General features: G+C 68.7%; 15 protein-coding genes. 7 read left to right on the top strand and 8 right to left on the bottom strand.

The window, feature by feature from the left end; all coding sequences use genetic code 11:
* Positions 1-148 precede the first annotated feature (148 nt).
* The 3 genes from FJV41_RS24350 (at position 149) to FJV41_RS24340 (ending at position 2,251) form a co-directional block, all read left to right on the top strand.
* The gene (locus FJV41_RS24350; RefSeq protein WP_174455191.1) at positions 149-517 is read left to right on the top strand and encodes a response regulator; all 369 of its coding nucleotides are present in this window, start codon (positions 149-151) and stop codon (positions 515-517) included.
* A gap of 103 nt (positions 518-620) precedes the next feature.
* A complete protein-coding gene (locus FJV41_RS24345) occupies positions 621-947 on the top strand; it encodes an SCP2 sterol-binding domain-containing protein (RefSeq protein ID WP_141644934.1) in 327 nt (108 codons plus the stop codon).
* A 131-nt stretch (positions 948-1,078) separates the two neighbouring features.
* Positions 1,079-2,251: a CaiB/BaiF CoA transferase family protein gene (locus tag FJV41_RS24340; protein ID WP_141644933.1), complete on the top strand. Its 1,173-nt coding sequence runs from the start codon at positions 1,079-1,081 to the stop codon at positions 2,249-2,251.
* 22 nt (positions 2,252-2,273) lie between these two features.
* On the opposite strand, the gene FJV41_RS24335 is transcribed toward FJV41_RS24340, so the two are convergent.
* Genes FJV41_RS24335 through FJV41_RS24320 form a run of 4 tightly spaced genes read right to left on the bottom strand, consistent with a single transcriptional unit; the run spans position 2,274 to position 8,299 of the window.
* Positions 2,274-3,440: a hypothetical protein gene (locus FJV41_RS24335; RefSeq protein WP_181790896.1), complete on the bottom strand. Its 1,167-nt coding sequence runs from the start codon at positions 3,438-3,440 to the stop codon at positions 2,274-2,276.
* 1 nt (position 3,441) lies between these two features.
* Complete coding sequence (locus FJV41_RS24330) at positions 3,442-4,020, bottom strand: MarR family winged helix-turn-helix transcriptional regulator (RefSeq protein ID WP_141644932.1); 579 nt, start codon at positions 4,018-4,020, stop codon at positions 3,442-3,444.
* A complete protein-coding gene (locus FJV41_RS24325) occupies positions 4,020-7,166 on the bottom strand; it encodes an efflux RND transporter permease subunit (protein ID WP_141644931.1) in 3,147 nt (1,048 codons plus the stop codon). The genes FJV41_RS24330 and FJV41_RS24325 overlap by 1 nt, the downstream gene beginning before the upstream one ends.
* Positions 7,167-7,201: 35 nt before the next feature.
* The gene (locus FJV41_RS24320; RefSeq protein ID WP_246137383.1) at positions 7,202-8,299 is read right to left on the bottom strand and encodes an efflux RND transporter periplasmic adaptor subunit; all 1,098 of its coding nucleotides are present in this window, start codon (positions 8,297-8,299) and stop codon (positions 7,202-7,204) included.
* 302 nt (positions 8,300-8,601) lie between these two features.
* On the opposite strand from FJV41_RS24320, the gene FJV41_RS24315 reads away from it, so the two are divergent.
* Positions 8,602-9,741, top strand: a complete 1,140-nt coding sequence (locus tag FJV41_RS24315; RefSeq protein ID WP_141644930.1) for an acyl-CoA dehydrogenase family protein — start codon at positions 8,602-8,604, stop codon at positions 9,739-9,741.
* Between the two features lie 81 nt (positions 9,742-9,822).
* Here the strand turns inward: FJV41_RS24315 and FJV41_RS24310 are convergent, their stop codons facing one another.
* Positions 9,823-10,131, bottom strand: a complete 309-nt coding sequence (locus FJV41_RS24310; RefSeq protein WP_141644929.1) for a hypothetical protein — start codon at positions 10,129-10,131, stop codon at positions 9,823-9,825.
* Between the two features lie 56 nt (positions 10,132-10,187).
* On the opposite strand from FJV41_RS24310, the gene FJV41_RS24305 reads away from it, so the two are divergent.
* The gene (locus FJV41_RS24305) at positions 10,188-10,799 is read left to right on the top strand and encodes a hypothetical protein (protein WP_141644928.1); all 612 of its coding nucleotides are present in this window, start codon (positions 10,188-10,190) and stop codon (positions 10,797-10,799) included.
* Positions 10,800-10,812: 13 nt separating this feature from the next.
* On the opposite strand, the gene FJV41_RS24300 is transcribed toward FJV41_RS24305, so the two are convergent.
* A complete protein-coding gene (locus tag FJV41_RS24300) occupies positions 10,813-11,100 on the bottom strand; it encodes a hypothetical protein (protein ID WP_141644927.1) in 288 nt (95 codons plus the stop codon).
* Between the two features lie 59 nt (positions 11,101-11,159).
* Positions 11,160-11,576 (bottom strand): hypothetical protein, encoded by a 417-nt coding sequence (locus FJV41_RS24295; RefSeq protein WP_141644926.1) that lies wholly within the window; start codon positions 11,574-11,576, stop codon positions 11,160-11,162.
* A gap of 76 nt (positions 11,577-11,652) precedes the next feature.
* Between FJV41_RS24295 and FJV41_RS24290 the strand changes: the two genes are divergently transcribed.
* Both FJV41_RS24290 and FJV41_RS24285 read left to right on the top strand, forming a co-directional pair.
* Positions 11,653-12,300, top strand: coding sequence for an SAM-dependent methyltransferase (locus tag FJV41_RS24290; protein ID WP_141644925.1), 648 nt, complete (start codon positions 11,653-11,655; stop codon positions 12,298-12,300).
* Between the two features lie 49 nt (positions 12,301-12,349).
* Positions 12,350-18,415 (top strand): alpha-2-macroglobulin family protein, encoded by a 6,066-nt coding sequence (locus FJV41_RS24285; RefSeq protein ID WP_141644924.1) that lies wholly within the window; start codon positions 12,350-12,352, stop codon positions 18,413-18,415.
* A 191-nt stretch (positions 18,416-18,606) separates the two neighbouring features.
* Here FJV41_RS24285 and FJV41_RS24280 read toward each other — a convergent pair whose 3' ends face one another.
* Complete coding sequence (locus FJV41_RS24280) at positions 18,607-19,776, bottom strand: EndoU domain-containing protein (protein ID WP_141644923.1); 1,170 nt, start codon at positions 19,774-19,776, stop codon at positions 18,607-18,609.
* Between the last annotated feature and the right edge of the window lie 78 nt (positions 19,777-19,854).

Below are 19,854 nucleotides of genomic sequence, written 5' to 3'. Positions count from 1 at the left end.
GCAACGTGCATCCCCATCGTGTGCGGGGAGCGCACTTTCTTGCGCCGCTGGATGGGAGGATGGTGGAAGAATCCCCAGCGTCGCACCGAGGGAGACTGCCCTGACTCCGCCTAACACACAGCCTGATGGTGCTCCCGTCGTCCTCGTCGTGGATGACGACCCGGATATCCTCGAAGCCCTCTCCGAGATTCTGGAGGCCGAAGGCTTCGTCATTCGTCGTGCCCGCAACGGGAAGGAGGCGCTGGAGCGCCTCGAGCCGGAGCCTCCCCACCTCATCTTGTTGGACTTGATGATGCCGGTGATGGATGGCTGGGAGTTCGCCCAGCGCATGCGACAGAAGCCGCCCGCCGTGGCGGGAATCCCGCTCATCGTCCTCAGCGCGGATCGCAACGTGGGCAGCAAGGCCCAGGACATTGGCGCCGTGGGTCACCTGGCCAAGCCCTTCGAGCTGAACGACTTGCTGGACATGGTGCGCCGCTCGCTGAACCCGTCCACCGCGAGCAGCACCAGCGCGTGATGAACACCGCGCGTCGCGCTGCTTGACCTGTCAGGGGGGCGCCATTACGGTCCCCTCCACCCGTCTTGATTCTTCAATCAACGACCAGGCCAAGGAGCGCGTCATGACCGCGAAGGACATCATCGAGACCCAGATTCCGGAAGTTCTCCAGGCGAAGCCGGAGCTGGCGAAGGACATCAACGCCATCATCCACTTCGACATCTCCGGCGAGGGCGGCGGGAAGTGGACGCTGGACCTGACCAAGGCCGAGGGCTGGGTCTCCCCGGGCATCGAGGGCGCGTCCAAGATGACCATCCTGGTGAGCAACGAGGACTTCGTGAAGATCCGCGAGAAGAAGCTCAATGCCCAGATGGCGGCCATGCAGGGCAAGCTGAAGTTCAAGCCCATGGACATGGGCCTCGCGATGAAGCTCGCGAAGCTGCTGTCGTAGTTCCCTCGGAGCGTGAGGGTGGGCCCTGGTGCCGCCCTTCGCTCCGATTCGCGCGGCGCGTTCCCACTCCGGGGGCGCGCCGCACGTCGTTTCAGGCCCCTCTCGTCTCGTTCGGCTCCTGGAGAACCGCCATGTCTTCGCTACCACTCACGGGTCTGCGCGTGCTGGACCTGTCGCGCCTGTTGCCCGGCCCCTATGCCACGTTGGTGCTCGCGGACCTGGGCGCCACGGTGGTGAAGGTGGAGGAGCCGGAGGGCGGCGACTATGTCCGGGCGATGCCACCCTCGCGCGACGACGTGGGGGCGCTGTTCTACGGCCTCAATCGGAACAAGCGGTCGCTCACCCTGAATCTCAAGACGCCCGAGGGGCGTGACGCGCTCAAGCGGCTGGCGCGCACGCATGACGTGCTCGTGGAGAGCTTCCGGCCGGGTGTCATGGACAAGCTCGGCGTGGGCGAGTCGGTGCTGCGGGCGGAGAACCCCCGGCTCATCTACTGCGCCATCTCCGGCTATGGGCAGACGGGGCCGGACCGGCTCAAGGCGGGGCACGACTTGAACTACGTGGCCCGTGCGGGCCTGCTGGGCTACGGCGGTGAGGCGGGTGGGGCTCCGGCCTTTCCCGGCGTGCAGATGGGCGACATCGGCGGTGGGAGTCTCTTCGCGCTGGTGGGCATCCTGGCGGCGCTGCACGAGCGCGAGCGCACGGGGAAGGGCCGCTTCGTTGATGTGTCCATGACGGATGGGGCCACCGCCTTCCTGCACATGCACCTGGCGGCCAGACTCTTCATGGGCGAGCAGGGCGCGCCGCTCGAGCGCGGACGCGAGGCGCTCAATGGCGGGTACGCGTGCTACGGCCTGTACCGCACTGCGGATGACAGGTGGCTGGCGGTGGGCGCGCTGGAGCCCAAGTTCTTCGCGGGGGTGTGCCAGCGACTGGGGCGCCCAGAGCTGCTCGACGACGCGTACACGCCGGGAGAGGACGGGGCGCGGGTGAAGGCGGAGCTGACGCGCTTGTTCGCGGAGCAGCCGCTAGCGTACTGGGCGGAGAAGTTCGCCGGCTCGGACCTGTGCGTGGAGCCGGTGGCGGAAGGAGACGAGGTGCTGGCCGATGCGCAGCTTCGTGCTCGTGGCCTCTTTGTCGAGGCGGAGGATGCTCGACTGGGCCGCAAGGTGACGCATCTGCTGACGCCGCTGCGCATGGGGCCAACGCCGCTGCGCGAGCCTCCCGCGTTGGGCCAGCACTCTCGCGAGGTGCTCGCGGAAGCGGGCTTCACCGAGGAAGAGATGGCGCGCCTGGGCGTGTGACGCGGCGGACGCCTCGCGCGGACTACGGAGTTCGTCCGGCGGAAGGGCGGCTCCAGAGCGCTTCGCCCCGTGCCGCGTGGCAGGTGTCGCCCACCAGGTCCAGCGCGAGCTGTCGATTCCGTGTGGCCACGGACGCGGGGGCCGCGAGCAGGCCCGTCTCGTCCATCCTGCGCACCGTGTTCTCCAGATACCTGCGCGCGCGCTCCACGGTGTCTTGTTGGCGCGCCGTGGGGCGCCAGCCGGTGTCGTCGCGGAAGCGCCCGAGTGTCTCCAGCAAGTGCCCCTGGAACTTCAGCATCTGCGCCAGCACCTGCTCGCGTTGCATGGGCGCCGAAGCCCAGGCCGTCTCGTACTGCCGAGTCTCCGAGTCCAGCCGGTACAGCAACACCTCCACCTGCGCCGCCAGCCGTGGCCTCCACGCCGCGCGCACGGTTGGATGTCGTGCCCAGCCCGCCACGGCCTGGAAGTAATGCAACCCACCGCACGGATGCGCGTAGATGCCCTGACCTCGCTTGGGCACTTCGGGTCGCCCGGCCTTCATGCCCGAGGCGAGCGCGGCCTGCTCCGCTTCCAGCGTGGCGAGCGCGCGCTCCATCACCGCATCCACGCTCACCTTGCGTCCCGTGCCGTCGCGGAACGTGTCGCCAGGACGAGCGCTCAGCGAGAGGACCTCGAGCTTCCAGGCGCTCTCGGGCGAGGCCACCTGTTCCATACGGAAGTCGCGCTTCACGTCTTCCACCACCTCGCGCAGCGTCACCGTGCCCCATGCCGTCGTGAAGCGCTGGGACAGCGGCTGGCCAGCGGCCAGCAACGTCTTCACGAGGAGGGCAGGATGGGGTTCGACGGGAGTCCCGTCGGGAGTGGAGGACTCGAAGAAGAGGTCCGGCTGCTTCGAGGGACTGTCTTCGGCCGCGGGAGTCCGGCGTAGGAAGTCGGATACCATCACGTCGGAGGCGAGCCGGCCGTCACTCGCGCGGAAGGCCTGGCCCTCCAGCACGACGCCGTGCGCGAGCGCCCAGGGATTGCGCGCATCCGTGGCCCAGGCGCGGCACCGTCCGGCCAGCTCCTGGCCCAGCGGGGTGGCACCCGACGCCGGGGTGACGAGCACGAGAATGAAGAGGGAGAGCGGCCTCGGGAAACAACGGAGCGCGCGCCGGGCGGAGGTCGCCACCGGCGCGCGCTCGTGCATCCTAGAGGGCCTGCTCGGAGGCGGGGCCCCCGAGCCGCTTCAGCACCCGCTCCAGCAGGCCGAAGAGGGCCTCCTGGTCGTCGGCGGGGAGCAGGTCCAGCATGCGTCGCAGGCCCTGGTCCACGCTGCGACTGATGAGGTTGAAGAGCTTGACGCCCTCCGTGGTGAGCTGCGCGACGACGGCGCGCCGGTCCTCGGCGTCCCTCGTGCGCTCCACCAGCTTCATGTCCTCCAGCCGGTCCACCACACCGGTGATGGTCTTCTTGGTGATGCCGACACGCTGGGCCAGGACGCCCACGTGCGTGGGGCCGTCATTGCCCAGCCACATCAGCGCGTGGATCTGCGTGGGGGTGAGCTGGTTGCTCTCGCAGATGCCATGCAGCGGGTCCCGCAGGGAGCGGTACCGCCCCAACTGGATGATGAGCTCGTGCAGCCGCCGTGACGCGGGCGTGGGGGAGTCCTGCTCGGCCCCGGGCAGGGCGTCGTCCGTGACGCCGCCCTCCTCGGTGAGCTCGAGCTCCTCCTCGCCTGCGCCGGACGGCTGCACGCGGAGGGCCGGTCTGTTCGCCGGCACTCGCATCAGGCCGTCTCCACTCGAGCGGCCGCGGCCACCGCGGCCTTCTCGCCGTGCGGACCCACCGCGTGCGGCGTGCCATGGTCCGGGGCGGTGCCCGGGCCCTTGCGCCGCTTGAACTTCTCCGTGAGCTGGTCCAACAGCGAGTACACCACCGGCACCACGCCCAGCGTCAGCACCGTGGAGGTGATGAGGCCGCCGATGATGGTGATGGCCATGGGCGCGCGCGTCTCCGCGCCGTCGCCCCGGGCAATCGCCACCGGAATCATGCCGGCGATCATCGCGATGGTCGTCATGAGAATCGGACGCAGACGGACCGGAGCGGCGCCCAGCAGCGCCTCCGTGGCGCTCTTGCCTTCCTCACGCAGCTGCAGCGTGAAGTCGACCAGGAGGATGCCGTTCTTCACCACCAGGCCCATGAGCATGATGACGCCGATGAGGGCGAACATGGACATGGCCTGGCCGGTGATGAGCAGCGCGCCAATGGCGCCGATGAAGGCGAAGGGCAGCGACAACATGATGGTGAACGGGTGGACGAGGCTTTCGAACTGCGCCGCCAGAATCATGTACACGAGGATGATGCCGAGCAGCAGCGCGGCGCCGAACGCGGACACCGCCTTGCCCATCTCCTTCGCGTTGCCCTCGAAGTCGTAGATGATCCCCTTGGGCACTTCCTTCTCCGCGGTCGTGTTCATGAAGGCCACGGCGTCACCCAGCTGGTAGCCGGAGGCCAGGTTGGCGAGCAGGGTGATCTGCCGCTTCTGGGATTCACGGTCGATCTGCACCGGGCCATCCGCCGGAGTGACGGAGGCCAGGTTGCGCAGCTCCACGAGCTGCCCGCTGGGAGCACGCACCGTGAGCTTGCCGAGTGCATCGGCGGACGCCAGGGTCTCCGGCGGCAGCCGCAGCTTCACCTCGTACGTCTCGCCACCCTCGCGGTAGTCCGCGAACTTGTCGCGGCCGAGGAAGGCGCGCAGCGTGGAGCCCAGCGACGCGGCCGGGACACCGAGGCTGGCGGCGCGCTCGCGGTCCACCACCACGTCGTACTGGGGTTTGCCGGAGCGGTACGTGGAGTCGATGTCCACCAGGCCCTTGTTGGTCCTCATCGCCACCTTCATCTTCTCCGACGTGGCGATGAGCTCCTGCCAGTTGTCGCCGCGCAGGTTGAACTGCACCTGCTGCGAGCGCGAACCACCACCGGCGATGCCAGTGACGTCCTGCACCGTCACCGACACGCCCGGACGGGGCTTGATGGCGCCGCGCAGGTACGTCTTCAGCTCACCCTGCGGATAGCTGCGCTCCTTGATGGGCACCAGGTTGATGAGCAGCTCGCCCTTGTGGACTTCCTCCTGCACGCCGCCACCGACAGTGGCGAAGGTGGAGGCAATGCCCGGCAGTGCACGCACCTGGGCGTCGAGCTGGTCGATCTCCGCCTGCGTCTCGTAGAGCGTCGAGCCGATGGGGAGCTCCACCGCCAGCTTGATGTTCCCGTTGTCCGACTCCGGGATGAACGTGAACTTGAGGAAGCGGGCCAGTCCGAAGGTCGCGAAGAGCACCACCACCGCCACCGCCATCGTCACCAGGCGGCGACGGAGGATGGCGGCCAGCATCTTGCGGTAGCCGTTCTCCATGCCCACCAGCACCTTCTCCACCGCCGCGGACACGCCCGTGGGCTGACCGTGGTGGCGCAGCATGCGCGAGGACAGCATGGGCGTGAGCGTCATGGACACGGCGTAGGAGATGAGCGTCGCCACCGCCACCGTGACACCGAACTGGTAGAAGAACATGCCCATGATGCCGTCCATGAACGCCACGGGGATGAACACCGCGACGATGGCCAGCGTCACCGCGAGCACGGCGAGGGCAATCTGCCCGGCGCCATCCAGCGCGGCCTGCATGGGCGTCTTTCCCTCTTCCATGTGACGGACGATGTTCTCGATGACCACGATGGCGTCGTCGATGAGCAGACCGATGGAGAGCGTCAGCGCCAGCATCGTGATCATGTTGAAGGTGAAGCCCAGCGCCGCCATCACCGCGAACGTGCCAACCACGGACACCGGCAGGGCGACGGCCGCGACGATGGTGGAGTTCAGGTTGCGCAGGAACAGCAGCACGATGACCACGGCGAGGATGCCGCCGAGCACCATGTCGAACTGCACCGAGGCGATGGACGAGCGGATGAAGCGCGCGTTGTCCGACACCATGTCCACGGTGATGCCCTCGGGCAGCCGGCTGTTGATCTCTCCCAGGGACTCCTTGACGAGCGAGGCCACCTGCACCGTGTTGGAGCCGGACTGCTTGCGCACCACCAGCGCCACCGCGCTGCGGTCGCCGTTCTTCGCGGCGCCACGCGCTTCCTCGGGGCCGTCCACCACGTCGGCGATGTCCCGCACGCGCACCGGCGCGCCGTTGGGGCTGGCGATGATGATGTTGCGGATCTCATCCACGCTCTTCGCCTCGGACGTGAGGCGCAGCACGCGCTCGCGACCGCCGTCCATGGTGCGGCCACCCGGGACGTCCAGGCTCTGAGCGCGCACCGCCTGGCTCACGTCGCTGATGGCCAGCCCGAAGCCGCGCAGGCGGTCCGGGTCGACGACGAGCTGGATCTCCCGCTCGCGACCGCCGATGACGTCGATGCTGCCCACGCCCTTCTGGCGCTGCAGCGCGGGCTTGATGATGTCCTCCGCCGTGCGCGTCAGCTCTTCAATCGGGAGCGCGCCAGACAGCGACAGGGTGATGATGGGGGCGGCGCCGATGTCGAACTTCTCGACGACGGGCGTCTCGATTTCGTCCGGCAGCTTGCTCAGCGTGGCCTGGACGCGATCACGCACGTCCTGCGCGGCCACGTCCACCTTGCTGGCCAGGGTGAAGCGCACGACGATCTGCGACACGCTCTCCATGTTGATGGAGCGAAGCTGCTCCACGCCGTTGAGCGTGTTGAGCGCCTCTTCCAGCGGGTCACTGACGTTCTTCTCGATGGTCTCCGGGTCCGCGCCGGGAAGCACCGTCGTCACGGTGACGACGGGGAAGTCGACGTCGGGGAACTGGTCGACGCCGATGCGCGGGTAAGCGTTGATGCCGAACACGACCACCGCCATCATCAACATGGCGGTGAAGATGGGCCGTGAAATAAATGTCTTGAGCGGGCTCATTCAGGAGCTCCAAAAGGTAAGGGGGAGGGCAGGCGTCACTGCACCACGCGGACGGCCGTGCCCTCCTTCACGTCCAGGGAAGAGTCGGCGAGCACGCGCTCGTCGGCGGCCAGGCCCTGGAGAATGCGCACGTAGCCGGGGAGCACTCGCTCCACGCGCACGTCGCGCTTGCGCACGGTTCCGTCCTGCACCACCCACACGAAGCCGGTCTGCCCCCGCGCGCTGACGGCCTGCGTCGGCAGGAAGAGGCCCTTGTCGTCGGACTGGCCCGCCACGTTGGAGAAGTCCAGGTCCACCAGCGCGCCCGGGCGCAGCGGCGACGCCGTCTCACCCACCACGTCCGCCAGCACCTCCACCGTGCGGTTGGTGATGTCGACGGTGGCGCCCACGTTGGCGACCGTCACCTCGAAGCGCATCCCGCTGGGGCTCACCGTGCCCTGCGTCTTGGAGCCGGGCTTGATCTTGTCCACCACGGACTCCGGCACCAGCGCGCGCACTTCCAGGCCGGTGATGTCCACCAGCGTGAAGACGGGCGTGGGCGGCATCATCGCCACCGTGTCGCCGATGTTCTTCATGCGCGCGGTGATGACGCCGTCGAAGGGCGCGATGATGGCCATGTCGCGCAGGTTCTCCTCCGCCATGCGCAGCGTGGCGCCCGCCTGGGCGGCCTGGGCGGCGGCCTGCTTCGTGCCAATCTCCGCCTGATCCAACCCCGCCGCGGCGATGCCACCCGACTCCGCCACCTTGCGGGTGCGCTCCAGGTTGTTCGTCGCCAGCTGCAGCGCCGCGTCCGCGGCCGCCTTCACCGCCCGGGCCTGCTCCACGCCAATGACGACGTTGGAGGTATCCAGCACCGCCAGCGGCTGGCCCTTCTTCACCTTGTCGCCGACCTTCACCAGCATCTTCGCGATGGTGCCGGTGGCCTGCGCGCTCAGCGTCGCCTCCTGCTTGGAGCGGACCTGACCCGTCACGCGGGTCATGCTGGCCTCCAGCTCCGTCGCGGGCGCGATGGCCTTCACACCCATCGCCGCCGGGCCCTGCTGCTCGGGCAGGGCCGGCTTGGCGCCGCCCTTGCCGCAGCCCGTCATCATCACCGCCGCCAGCACCGCGGCCACCCACATGCGTCGAATCACGGTCGTCCTGCTCCTGCCAGCTCGCGGTCCCCGGACCCCTCCAGGACTCCACGCCGGCTCAAACCTTTGGAAATTCTGCGGCCCGGAAACTACAGTTCCTGAACTGTCTGTCAAGGAGATACTCCGCGATGCGGACTATCTCCCACCGGGCCTACCTAACGCCCGCCTGCCGGGCGAGCAGGACTTTCTTCAGGGGTTGCCCCGGAGTACGGGGCTGATGGCCGGTCCTTGTTGCTTCCCCGGGACGCCTGCTATTGATTCTAAAATCAATCTTGTTGTCCCCCCGCCAATGAGGAGTGTGCATGCCGAACCCCTTCACCGAGGAGCACGAGGCCTTCCGCAAGACGGTGCGCGCGTTTGTCGAAAAGGAAATGGCGCCGTACGGGCTGGAGTGGGACCGGGCGGGCATCTTTCCTCGCGAGCTGTTCAAGAAGTGCGCGGACCTGGGCTTCCTCGGCATCAACCATGATCCGAAGTTCGGCGGCAGTGGGCTGGACTACTGGTACGTGACGGCGTTCTGCGAAGAGCTGAGCTACAGCCGCAACGCGGGCGTGAACATGGCGCTGCTGGTGCAGAGCCAGATGGCCACGCCCATCATCAACGAGATTGGCACCGACGAGCAGAAGCGGGAGTTCCTGGAGCCCGCGCTCAAGGGTGAGCGCATCGCCGCGCTGGGCGTGAGCGAGCCGGGCTGCGGCTCGGACGTGGCGAGCATCAAGACGACGGCGCGGCGCGACGGCGACGACTACGTCATCAATGGCTCGAAGATGTGGATCACCAACGGCACGCGCGCGGACTTCATCACCCTGGCGGTGCGCACGGGTGGCGAGGGCTACGGCGGCATCTCCCTGGTGACGTTCCCCACGGACGTGAAGGGCTTCGGCGTCTCCAAGAAGCTGGACAAGATTGGCAACCTGTCCTCGGACACGGCCATCCTCTACTTCGAGGACTGTCGCATCCCCGCCCGCTACGTGCTGGGCGAGGAGAACGAGGGCTTCTACCACATCATGACGAACTTCCAGGGCGAGCGCCTGGTCGGCGCCATCACCACCGTGTCCGGCATGGAGCGGATGATGGAGGACGCCATCCAGTACGGCAACGAGCGCGAGGCGTTCGGCCGTCCGCTGATGAAGTTCCAGGTGTGGCGCCACAAGTTCGTGGAGCACCTGACGGCCATCGAAGCGGCGAAGCGGCTGACGTACCACGCGGTGGACCTCTTCGACCGGAAGGAGAACCCGGTGAAGGAGGTCTCCATGGCGAAGTTGTTCGCGGGAGACCTGGCCCAGCGCGTCGCCTACGACACGCAGCAGTTCTTCGGCGGCATGGGCTACATCGAGGAGACGCCCATCGCCCGCATGTGGCGCGACGTGCGCCTCATCACCATCGGCGGTGGAACGTCCGAGGTGATGAAGGAGATCATCTCGAAGCTCTACGGCTTCTGAGCCGTGTGGACGGGGCGGGTCCGTCAGTCAGGGCCCGCCCGTCGCCTCGAACACCCGCCTGAACCCGCGACGCGCCGGGGCCTACCGGGTGCTCTGATGCTGCTGCGCGTAGGTGCCGCTGTTCTGCTCCTCCTCGATGACCTGGATGGCCGCGCTGCCCGCCGCCGCCGCGCCGGCGCCCGTGGGCGAGCCCTCCGCGGGACGCGGCTGACACACGCACCCGGCCGAGCTGCGGATGACGACCACCGCGCCCAGCTCCATGTCCAGGTCGGTGCAGATCTGCTTGCACTCGGTGGCCCGCTCCTTGGGGACGGCGTAGTTGGTGGCGCCGATGGTGGTGCAGCCCGTCAGGCACAGCAGCGTGGACACGGCGAGGAGGTTGCGGATCATGTCCCGCCGTTTAGCACGGGCCGCGCGTCGGTTAGGGTGTCGCCGTGGAGGTGGTGATGGCACCTGTGATTCCGGCGAGCGTGGCGTGGTACGTGACGGGCCGTTTCTATCTGGCGTCGAAGGACTCGACACTCCAGGACCTGGGCTACTTCATCCACCTGGAGGGGTTGCACGGGCCGCTGCTCGAGGACCCCAGCGGGAAGGTGGCCGAGGCCACCGCGCGCCTCACCTTCCGCTCCACCCCGTTCAAGTCCGTGACGCTCGACAACGGCGGGCTGTCGCTGAGCGTGGACCCGGTGGGAGACTTCACCGTCTACCTCACCGAGCAAGGCGCTAAGCGGCCCCACTTCGACGACCCGGAGTCGTTCTCCGCCGGGCGTCCCATCGCCACGTTCCGTCGGGCCAGCGTCGTGGTGGGCGGCGCCTTCGACGGGCCGGCGAGCTCCGGACGCTCGTTGTCACTCAACGTCTTCACGGCGCGCATCGTGTGGAGCACCGGGTTCGAGCTGAACGGCGCGCGCTACGACTTGAAGGACCTCCTGCCCCACGGAATCACGCAGTGGGGCGAGTGTGGACCTTCCGCGCTCGCGAACCCGCCGCAGGGCTTCTCCAAGGTCGTCCCGTTCGTGGGTTCGGCCGTGGCGGTGGCGCCGGGGCTTTCGCGCTGAGCCGTCGCCCTCGTCAGCGCTTCCTGAACAGAGCCTCCGCGGCGTTCATCATCGCGTCGCGGCTGGCCTTCGCGTGCAGGCCGCCTTCGCCCACCTGGAACAGCTCGCAGAAGTTGGCGCCGTCCTTGTCGGCGGGCACCTCCGCGAAGGGCTCCTTGCACTCCTTGGCCACGCTCGCGTCGTAGTGCCGACAGTTGCGGCACGAGCGTACGTCTTCGTCACAGTTCGGACACGTGTCGCTGCGTCCCACCTGATTGGCGATGATGTCGAGCGAGTGTCCACAGTGCGCACAGCCGGGCATGGCCACCTCCGCGAGAGCAGGGTCGCCATTGTGCCAGCGCGCCGAGGCGCCTGGGAGTCCTACCGTTGGAGGCTGGACATGAGTGCTCCCGTGGGCTCCGAGGGAGCAACCGACGGGGGCGAGGACGGGCGCAGGTCGCCCATGGCATCCAGGAGCTGGTCATCCAGGCGCTTGAGCAGGAACAGCACATACGCGCCCACCAGGGCCATGGCGGCCGCCAGGATGCCGAGCATCATGCCCCGCTCCCACAGGTGGGCCTTCTCCATCACCCCGCGCCGCTCGGCGAAGGTCTTCAGCTGGGCGTCCGCGGCCTTGCCGTCCAGCCGCAGCGCATAATCCTCGGCCTGGGCGGTGCCTCGCTCCATCAGCCACTGGCCCTGGACCTGGAGTGCGTCCGCCCGGGTGTAGCAGTAGACCGCTCCACCCGACGAAAACAGGGTGAGGCACAGCGCTGCCGTCAAGCTCCGGGTGCCCATCTCAACGTCCTCCGGATCCGCCATTGCGCGGGCCTCGACACCCACGACCGCTCCGGCTTCCCGAAGACAGTAGCGGATGGTAGGGAGCCCCTCTGACATGGGCAAGCCCTACCGTCCTAAAGACCACTATTTCCAGAAAGCCAAGCAGGAGGGCCTTCGCGCTCGCTCCGCCTTCAAGGTGGACGAGCTCATCAAGCGCTTCCCCATGGTGAAGAAGGGCCATGTGGTGCTCGACCTGGGGGCCGCGCCTGGAGGGTTCCTCCAGATTCTCGCGGAGGCCGTGGGCGCTTCGGGGCAGGTGATTGGCGTGGATATCGTCGCCATCCGTCCCTTCACGCAGCGGCACGTGCGCACGGCGGTGTTGGACGTGCTCGCGGATGACTTCGACGCGAAGCTGACCGCGATGCATGACGGTCTGTTCGACGCGGTCATCTCCGACATGGCGCCGAAGACGAGCGGCATCAAGGCCACCGACGAGGCGCGCAGCCTGCGGCTGGCGGGCAAGGCGCTGGAGCTCGCGGTGGCGCGGGGCCGGCCGGGCTCGTCCTTCGTGGCGAAGGTGTTCATGGGCGGCGACTTCGAGGACTTCCGCAACCAGGTGCGCGCCCTCTTCGAGGAAGTGAAGGTGGTTCGCCCCGAGGCAACGCGCGGCGCCAGCATGGAGGTCTATCTGGTGGGGCTGCGTCGCAAGGCCCCCTCGGGAGAGGCGACTCCGACTTCCTGAGCCGTAATGTGGAACGCCTGGGCGGCCTCCTGTGTCTAGAGTGCCGACCATGCACCACACCCTCCGGACCTGGACATCCGCTGTCGCGCTGTCGCTGTTGTCCCTGTTGCTGCTCGCCACGCCCGTGGCCCGAGCGGCGCAGGCCAAGGCGCTCTCTTCCTGGAAGGACATCGACGCGCTGGTGTCGAACCAGAAGGTGGAGGCCGCCGCGCAGGCCGCGGAGGCCCGCCTCGCCCAGGCGCGCAACGGCGCGGACGAGTCCGAGTGGGCGCGCGCGCTGATTCGCACCGTACAGCTCCGCTCGGCGTTGCACGGCTATGAGACGGCGGTGCGCTTCCTGCGCGAACAACCCTGGCCCAAGGGAGCGCTGGCTCGCGCGACGCTGAACCTCTACTACGCCAACGCGCTCGTCACCTATGCGCAGGCGTACGGCTGGGAGGTGCGGCAGCGCGAGCAGGTGGCGTCATCGGGGCCGGTGGACCTGAAGGCGTGGACGTACGACCAGATTCTCACCGAGGCCCAGCGCGCCTACGAGGACGTCTGGAAGCAGCGGCAGTCGTTGGGCGCCGAGCCGGTGAAGGTGCTGTCCGAGTACGTCGAGCCCAACACCTATCCCGCGGGCATCCGCTCCACGCTGCGCGACGCCGTCTCGTATCTGCGCGTGGAGCTGCTGGCGGACAGCTCGCACTGGCGGCCCGAGCAGGCCAACGAGGTGTTCCGGTTGGACCTGGGCTCGCTGCTGGAGGGCGCGCCAACGGTGGAGCTGACGGATGCCAACATCCACCCGCTGGTGAAGGTGGCCGCGGTGCTGGGGGACCTGGAGGCGTGGCACCGGACGGGCGGGCGGCGTGAGGCGGCGCTGGAGGCCCGGCTTCGTCGCTACGAGGTGCTGCACCAGCACTTCTCCGAGGCGGAGGACCGCGCGAGCATCCGTCAACACCTGGCCGCGCACCTGAACGCGTTCCGGGACGTGCCCTGGTGGTCCATGGGGCAGGGACTGCTCGCGGAGCAGGAGAACGCCGCGGGCCACGCGGTGCGCGCGCATGCGCTGGCGAAGGAGGGAATGCAGGCCCACCCGAAGTCGCTGGGGGCCACGCGCTGCCGCACGCTGGTGGAGACGCTGGAGGCGCCTGATTTCCGCGTCGCCTCCATGCAGTCGGACGGCGCGGACCGCCGCTCCATCGAGGTGACCCACCGCAACGTGCCGGTGGTCTACTTCCGGGCGTTCCTGCTCGACGTCGAAGCGCGGCTGAAGAAGGTGGACGACTACAACGTCCTGCCCTCAGGCGACGAGCTGATGCGCTACAACCGGGGACGCAAGCCCACGACGACGTGGTCTACCCAGCTCCCCGCGACGCCCGACTTCCAGTTGCACCGCACCTTCGTCACGCCTCCGCTGAAGGAGACGGGCACGTACCTCATCCTCTCCTCCGCGCGTGAGGACTTCCGGGAGAAGGGCAACCGCATCCAGGCCACCTTCCTGGCCGTGACGCCGTGGGTGGCCCTCACCCGGAACGTGGAGGGCAACTCGATGGAGGCGCGCATCCTGAAGGGTGACTCGGGCAAGCCCGCCTCGGAAGTGTTGGTGCGGCTCATCCAGATGGACTACCGCACCGGCTTCCGCGAGGCGGCCCGCGCCCGGACGAATCCTCAGGGTGACGTGTCCTTCCCCGCGCCGCCGGGGCAGGGCTACCGCTCGTATCTGATGGTGGTGGGCGAGGGACGCGGGGCCTTGCTCTTGCCCAATGGCCTGGCCTTCTACAACCGCTCGCCGCCGAAGGAGGCGACGTCGTCCCTGGTCTTCACGGACCGGAGCGTCTACCGGCCCTTGCAGAAGGTGCAGTGGAAGGTGGTGGCCTTCTCAGGGCGTGGAGACCAGGCGCGGTACAAGACCTTGGAGCAACACAGCCTGGTGGTGAGGTTGATCGACCCGAACCACCAGGAGGTGGAGCGGCTCAACGTTCGCACCAATGACTTCGGCTCGGTGGCGGGCGAGTTCACCGTTCCGACGGGGCGGCTGCTGGGCGTCTGGACGGTGCAGGTGGAGTCCGGGGGCTCGTCCACGATTCGCGTGGAGGAGTACAAGCGGCCCACCTTCGAGGTGACGCTGAAGGACGCGGACGCGCCGCTGCGGCTGAACCGTCCGGCCACCTTCAAGGGCGAGGCGCGCTACTACTTCGGCCTGCCCGTGGCGTCGGGCACGGTGCGCTGGCGTGCCTACCGTGAGCCGGTGCTGCCCTGGTGGTGGTGGTACGACTCCGGCTTCATCTCTCGGCAGCGGCAGCTCGTGGCCGCGGGCTCGTCGTCGGTGGAGGAGGACGGCGGCTTCAAGGTGACCTTCACCCCGGAGGCCGATGAGCGCTCCGCGCGCACGCCGGGCCTCACGTGGCGCTATCGCGTGGAGGCCGATGCCACGGACGAGGGCGGCGAGACGCGCTCGGCCAGTCGGGCCTTCCGCCTGGGCTTCGTCGCGGTGGAGGGGCGCGTGGACACGGACACGGGTTTCCTGCGCGAAGGCTCGCAGGCCGAGGTCCGACTGGTGCGCTCCACCCTGGACGGTGCGCCGCAGCCGGGCGCGGGACGCTGGCGCCTGGTCGCGTTGAAGCAGCCCACGCAGCCGCTGATGCCCGCGGACGAGCCGCAGCCCGCGCTCCCGCTCCTGGAGGTGGACCCGGACGCGGTGAAGAAGCCCACGCCGGGTGATGCGCTCCAGGCGCGGTGGATGCAGACGTACAAGCCGCAGTCCGTGATGGCTCGCTGGGAGGACGGCGCGGAGCAGACGAAGGGCACCGTGCAGCACGGCGCGGATGGTGTTGCGCGCGTGAAGCTGCCCTCGCTGAAGGCGGGTGCCTACCGGCTGCACTACGAGACGACGGACGCGTTCGGGCAGAAGTTCACGGTGGCGCGCGAGCTGCTGGTCGCGGGTGCGCGCGCGCCCGTCGCACTGGCGGCGGCGCTGACGGTGGAGAACTCGAGCGTGCGCGTCGGAGAGGTGGCGCGGTTGCTGGCCATCTCCGGCTTCGAGGGCCAGCCGTTGATGCTGGACCTCTACCAGGGCGACCAGCGTGTCCTGCGCAAGTCGCTGGTGGGCGGCCAGACGCCGGCGGTGGTGGAGGTGCCGGTGACGGAGGCGCTGCGTGGAGGCTTCACCGCGGTGCTGACGCTCGTGCGCGACTGGCAGCTCGTCCAGTTCTCCGAGCACGTGTTCGTCCCGTGGGACAACAAGGAGCTGAGCCTGGAGTTCGCCACGTTCCGCGACAAGCTCCGCCCGGGCGCGAAGGAGACCTTCCGCGTGACGGTGAAGGGCCCCAAGGGCGCGAAGGTGGAGGCGGGCGCGGCCGAGCTGCTCGCGTATATGTACGACCAGTCGTTGGACCTGTTCGCGCCGCACTCGCCGCCGAGTGTCTCCTCGCTCTATCCGCCGCGCATGTCGTCGGTGTCCCTGCTGTCGTCCCTGTCGATGGGGCAGTCGCAGTGGCTCGTCTCCCAGGGCTATGGCGAGGCCTTCCAGTGGGAGCCTCCGACCTCGGATCGGCTGAAGTTCGAGGACAACTACGGCCTGGGAGGGCCAGGGCGCAGACGCTACCGGAATGGGAACTCGCGGTCCTTCGAGTCCTTCGGAGGTGTCTCCGCGCCGCGCCCGGCGCCGGTGGCTCGCTCCGAGTCGAAGGAGAAGTCGATGCGGGAAGAGCCCGAGGCTCCACCGCCGCCGCCCGGCATGCCCCCGATGGAGGAGATGAACGCCGCGGCGGACAAGCTGCAAGGCGCTCCCGCCCAGGCCGAGGCGGCCGCACCAGCCGCGCTGCGCTCCAACTTCGCCGAGACGGCGTTCTGGGTGCCGCAGCTCCTCACGGGCGCTGACGGGTCCGCGACGCTGGAGTTCACCGTGCCGGACTCGGTGACGGCGTGGAGCGTGTGGGTCCACGGCCTGACGAGGGACCTGGAGGGCGGCTCGGTGCAGCGCACCACCCGCAGCGTGAAGGAGCTGATGGTGCGGCCCTACGTGCCGCGCTTCCTGCGTGAGGGAGACCGCGCGGTGCTGGAGGTGGTGGTGAACAACGCGTCGGAAGAGGCGCGCCAGGGCACGCTCACGCTGGACATCGTGGACCCGGAGACGCGCAAGAGCCTGCTTTCGGAGTTTGGGGTGAAGGGCGCGTCGCAGAACTTCACGGTGGCGCCGGGGAAGGGGACGAACCTGCGCTTCCCGCTCACCACGCCCGCGCGCGTCGGGACGGTGGCCTTCCGTGTGGAGGCCCGCGCGGGGAACCTGAGCGACGGCGAGCTGCGGCCGTTGCCCGTGCTGCCCGGCCGCGTCCACCTGGCGCAGTCGCGCTTCGTCACGTTGAAGGGGCCGGGCTCCAAGACGATGCGCTTCGACGACTTGAAGAAGGGGGGCGACGCGACGCGGGTGAACGAGCAGCTCGTCGTCACCGTGGACACGCAGTTGTTCTACGCGGCGCTCCAGTCCCTGCCGTACCTGGTGAACTATCCGTACGAGTGCTCGGAGCAGACGCTCAACCGCTTCGTGTCCTCCGGCATCCTCGCCAGCCTCTACGCGAAGTATCCGGCCGTGGCGAAGATGGCGAAGGAGATGAGCCAGCGTCCCACGCGCTTCGAGACCTGGGACTCGGTGGACCCCAATCGGAAGATGACGTTGGAGGAGACGCCCTGGCTGGAGATGGCGAAGGGCGGCCCGGATTCGGACCAGGACCTGGTGAAGGTGCTGGACCCCAAGATTGCCCGCGCCGAGCGCGACGCGGCCATGGGGAAGCTGCGCAAGGCACAGACGTCCAGCGGTGGTTTCCCCTGGTGGCCGGGTGGCCCGCCGTCGCCGTACATGACGCTCTACATCGTCCACGGCCTGTCGCGCGCCATGGAGTACGGCGTCGAGGTGCCGCAGGACATGACGCGCAACGCGTGGGGCTATCTGGCCCGGCACTTCCGAGAGGAGTACGCGGAGAAGCTCACGAAGAAGGGGCAGAGCTGGGAGTTCATCACCTTCCTCAACTACGTGGCCTCCGCGTACCCGGATGCCAGCTACACCGGCGAGGCGCTGACCGCGGATGAGCGCAAGGCGATGCTCGCCTTCAGCTTCATGCACTGGAAGAAGCACTCGCCCTACCTGAAGGGCTACCTGTCGCTGACGTTGAAGCGCGCGGGACGCCAGTCGGACGCGCTGAAGGTCTGGGACAGCGTGATGGACTCGTCGAAGACGACGGAGGACCTGGGCACCTACTGGGCGCCCGAGGACCGCAGCTGGCTCTGGTACAACGACACCACGGAGACGCAGGCCTTCGCCCTGCGCGTGCTGACGGAGCTCAAGCCGAAGGACGAGCGGCGCGAGGGCCTGGTGCAGTGGTTGTTGCTCGACAAGAAGCTCAACCACTGGAAGTCCACGCGCGCCACGGCCGAGGCGCTCTACGCGCTGGTGAAGTACCTGGAGGCGGAGGGCGCCCTGGGCATCCGCGAGGACGCGAAGGTGACGGTGGGCCCGCGCGTGGTGCAGATGGAGTTCGCGCCGGACGTGTACACGGGGAAGAAGAACCAGGTGGTGGTGCCGGGGCCGGAGCTCCGGCCGGAGACGATGAGCTCCGTGGTGGTGGAGAAGACGACGAAGGGCTTCGCCTTCGCCTCGGCCACATGGCACTTCTCCACGGAGAAGCTGCCGGACGAGGACCGAGGGGACTTCTTCCAGGTGTCGCGCCGCTACTTCCGCCGCGAGCGCGAGGGCCGCGAGGCCGTGCTCCAGCCGCTCGCCGAGGGGGCGCTGCTCAACCCCGGCGACGAGGTGGAGGTGCAGCTGTCACTGCGCACGAAACACGCCGCGGAGTACGTCCATCTGAGAGATCCGCGTGCCGCGGGCCTGGAGCCGGAGAACGCGCAGTCCCGCCACAAATGGGACCTGGGCATCGTCTGGTACGAGGAGACGCGCGACTCGGGCACCAACTTCTTCTTCGAGTGGCTGCCCGCGGGTGAATACACCTTCAAGTACCGGCTGCGCGCGAACATGGCGGGCACCTTCCGCGTGGGTCCCGCCACCGTGCAGTCCATGTACGCGCCGGAGTTCACCGCGTACTCGACGGGCGCGGTGCTCACCGTGGGGCCGGCGAAGTAGCGCGGGCTTCACGGCGGTCCTCCTGGTTTCGACTCAGGGCCCGACTCGGAGACACGAGCGGGCCCTGGGTGTTTTCAGGTGACCGGGCTACAGGCCTCGCGAGGCCGTCTCGCCGCAGGCGTCACGCGTGGACCTATCGCGGCTCGCCTTCGCGCCAAGACAGGCGCATTCGCCGCCGAGGAGGGCCGCGCTCACTCCCCGCAGGTGGCGGCGTCGTCGGTGGGGTAGAGCGTGGCGATGCCGTAGGTGCCGTTGCGTGTGCCGCACCAGATCTGCCAGCGCGTGTCGCCCAGGTCCTTCGCGCCGTAGATGCCGCCTTCCTTCTTCGCACCGTCGCGGGCGCAGCACCGTGCGAAGGCCCGCGTGCCAATCGACAGGATGCCCACCGCGTCCGGGGCCTCGGAGAAGCCGCCCATCCGCTTCTCCCCACAGGACCAGGGCGCGACGCCCTGGTAGCGGATGAGGTACTTGTCCTTGTTCTTGGCCACGCCCCCGCGCGCCGGGCCGCCGTAGCAGAGCTTTCCCTCGGACTCGAGCTGCGCGTAGCGCGGCAGGAAGTGCAGTCCGCCGATGGGGCCCCTATCCCAGTCGTCTCCGCAGAACACGTGTGTGAAGGCGTTGCGCGGACCCGTGCTCACCCACAGGCTGGTCAGCCAGTCGATGTTCGGCTGACGCGTGCCCGGGCGTCCCGCCGCGGACAGGGCCTGCTGGATGCGCGGGTCGTCGTAGTAACGGGTGACGAAGCGCCGCACGTCGTTCGCGCTCACGCTCACATCCGGGCGCGCGGGGCACAGCGCCAGCACTTCCTTGTCCATCGCGGACAGCGTGGGGCGCTTGTCGAAGAGCGGCTTGCGGGAGCACGTCGTCGCACAGCCCGTGGCGGCCTTCCAAGTCACCGCCACCGTCGGGGGGGGAGCGCTCGCGGCCGGGGCGGCTCCTTCGTAGCGCGGGGCCGCGCCACTGGGTGCCGAGACGACGACGCCCCCGGCTTGCTCCTCGTCCGACTCATCCGAGCGGGACGCGAACATCTGCTGCCGAGCCTGGGCGCGCTGGGCCGAATCCGCACGGTCCGCGGCCGCCAGCACCGCGGCGCTCGGAGCCGCTTGCACCGCGGACTCCTGGGCGCCTTCGCACAGCACCCAGCCCTCGGTGGAGACACCCCGCAGCTTGCACCAGGCTCGCCCGGGTCCGCCCTTCTTGAGCAGGGGGTACGTCGTCCCTGCCTCCACGGTGAAGACGACCTTGGATGACTCCGGCTGCTCCACCGCGTCCACGGAGACGTCGGACACGAACGCGCCGGGGCCCGCCAGGGCGGGGAGGGCGGTCAGCAGCAGGCCGAGGCTCAGGGCGGGAAAACGCATGGCGCGTGACTCTATCCCAATCCCACCCCGCCCCTCGACATGGGGGCGGGGTGGGATTGGGATAGAGCTGTCTCTTAA

This window comes from Myxococcus llanfairpwllgwyngyllgogerychwyrndrobwllllantysiliogogogochensis (genome assembly GCF_006636215.1).
In the GTDB taxonomy this organism is placed as follows: Bacteria; Myxococcota; Myxococcia; order Myxococcales; family Myxococcaceae; genus Myxococcus; species Myxococcus llanfairpwllgwyngyllgogerychwyrndrobwllllantysiliogogogochensis.
The sequence above is the reverse complement of the archived record's forward strand: the minus strand, read 5'-3'. Positions and strand labels throughout refer to the sequence as shown.

What these genes read in the sequence shown, in the direction of transcription:
- FJV41_RS24315 (WP_141644930.1), top strand. Translation starts at nt 8,602, where the DNA reads ATGCCGAACCCCTTCACCGAGGAGCACGAGGCCTTCCGCAAGACGGTG.
- FJV41_RS24285 (WP_141644924.1), top strand. Translation starts at nt 12,350, where the DNA reads ATGCACCACACCCTCCGGACCTGGACATCCGCTGTCGCGCTGTCGCTG.
- FJV41_RS24290 (WP_141644925.1), top strand. Translation starts at nt 11,653, where the DNA reads ATGGTAGGGAGCCCCTCTGACATGGGCAAGCCCTACCGTCCTAAAGAC.
- FJV41_RS24325 (WP_141644931.1), bottom strand. Translation starts at nt 7,166, where the DNA reads ATGAGCCCGCTCAAGACATTTATTTCACGGCCCATCTTCACCGCCATG.
- FJV41_RS24340 (WP_141644933.1), top strand. Translation starts at nt 1,079, where the DNA reads ATGTCTTCGCTACCACTCACGGGTCTGCGCGTGCTGGACCTGTCGCGC.
- FJV41_RS24345 (WP_141644934.1), top strand. Translation starts at nt 621, where the DNA reads ATGACCGCGAAGGACATCATCGAGACCCAGATTCCGGAAGTTCTCCAG.
- FJV41_RS24335 (WP_181790896.1), bottom strand. Translation starts at nt 3,440, where the DNA reads ATGCACGAGCGCGCGCCGGTGGCGACCTCCGCCCGGCGCGCGCTCCGT.
- FJV41_RS24310 (WP_141644929.1), bottom strand. Translation starts at nt 10,131, where the DNA reads ATGATCCGCAACCTCCTCGCCGTGTCCACGCTGCTGTGCCTGACGGGC.
- FJV41_RS24280 (WP_141644923.1), bottom strand. Translation starts at nt 19,776, where the DNA reads ATGCGTTTTCCCGCCCTGAGCCTCGGCCTGCTGCTGACCGCCCTCCCC.
- FJV41_RS24305 (WP_141644928.1), top strand. Translation starts at nt 10,188, where the DNA reads ATGGCACCTGTGATTCCGGCGAGCGTGGCGTGGTACGTGACGGGCCGT.
- FJV41_RS24300 (WP_141644927.1), bottom strand. Translation starts at nt 11,100, where the DNA reads ATGCCCGGCTGTGCGCACTGTGGACACTCGCTCGACATCATCGCCAAT.
- FJV41_RS24330 (WP_141644932.1), bottom strand. Translation starts at nt 4,020, where the DNA reads ATGCGAGTGCCGGCGAACAGACCGGCCCTCCGCGTGCAGCCGTCCGGC.
- FJV41_RS24295 (WP_141644926.1), bottom strand. Translation starts at nt 11,576, where the DNA reads ATGGGCACCCGGAGCTTGACGGCAGCGCTGTGCCTCACCCTGTTTTCG.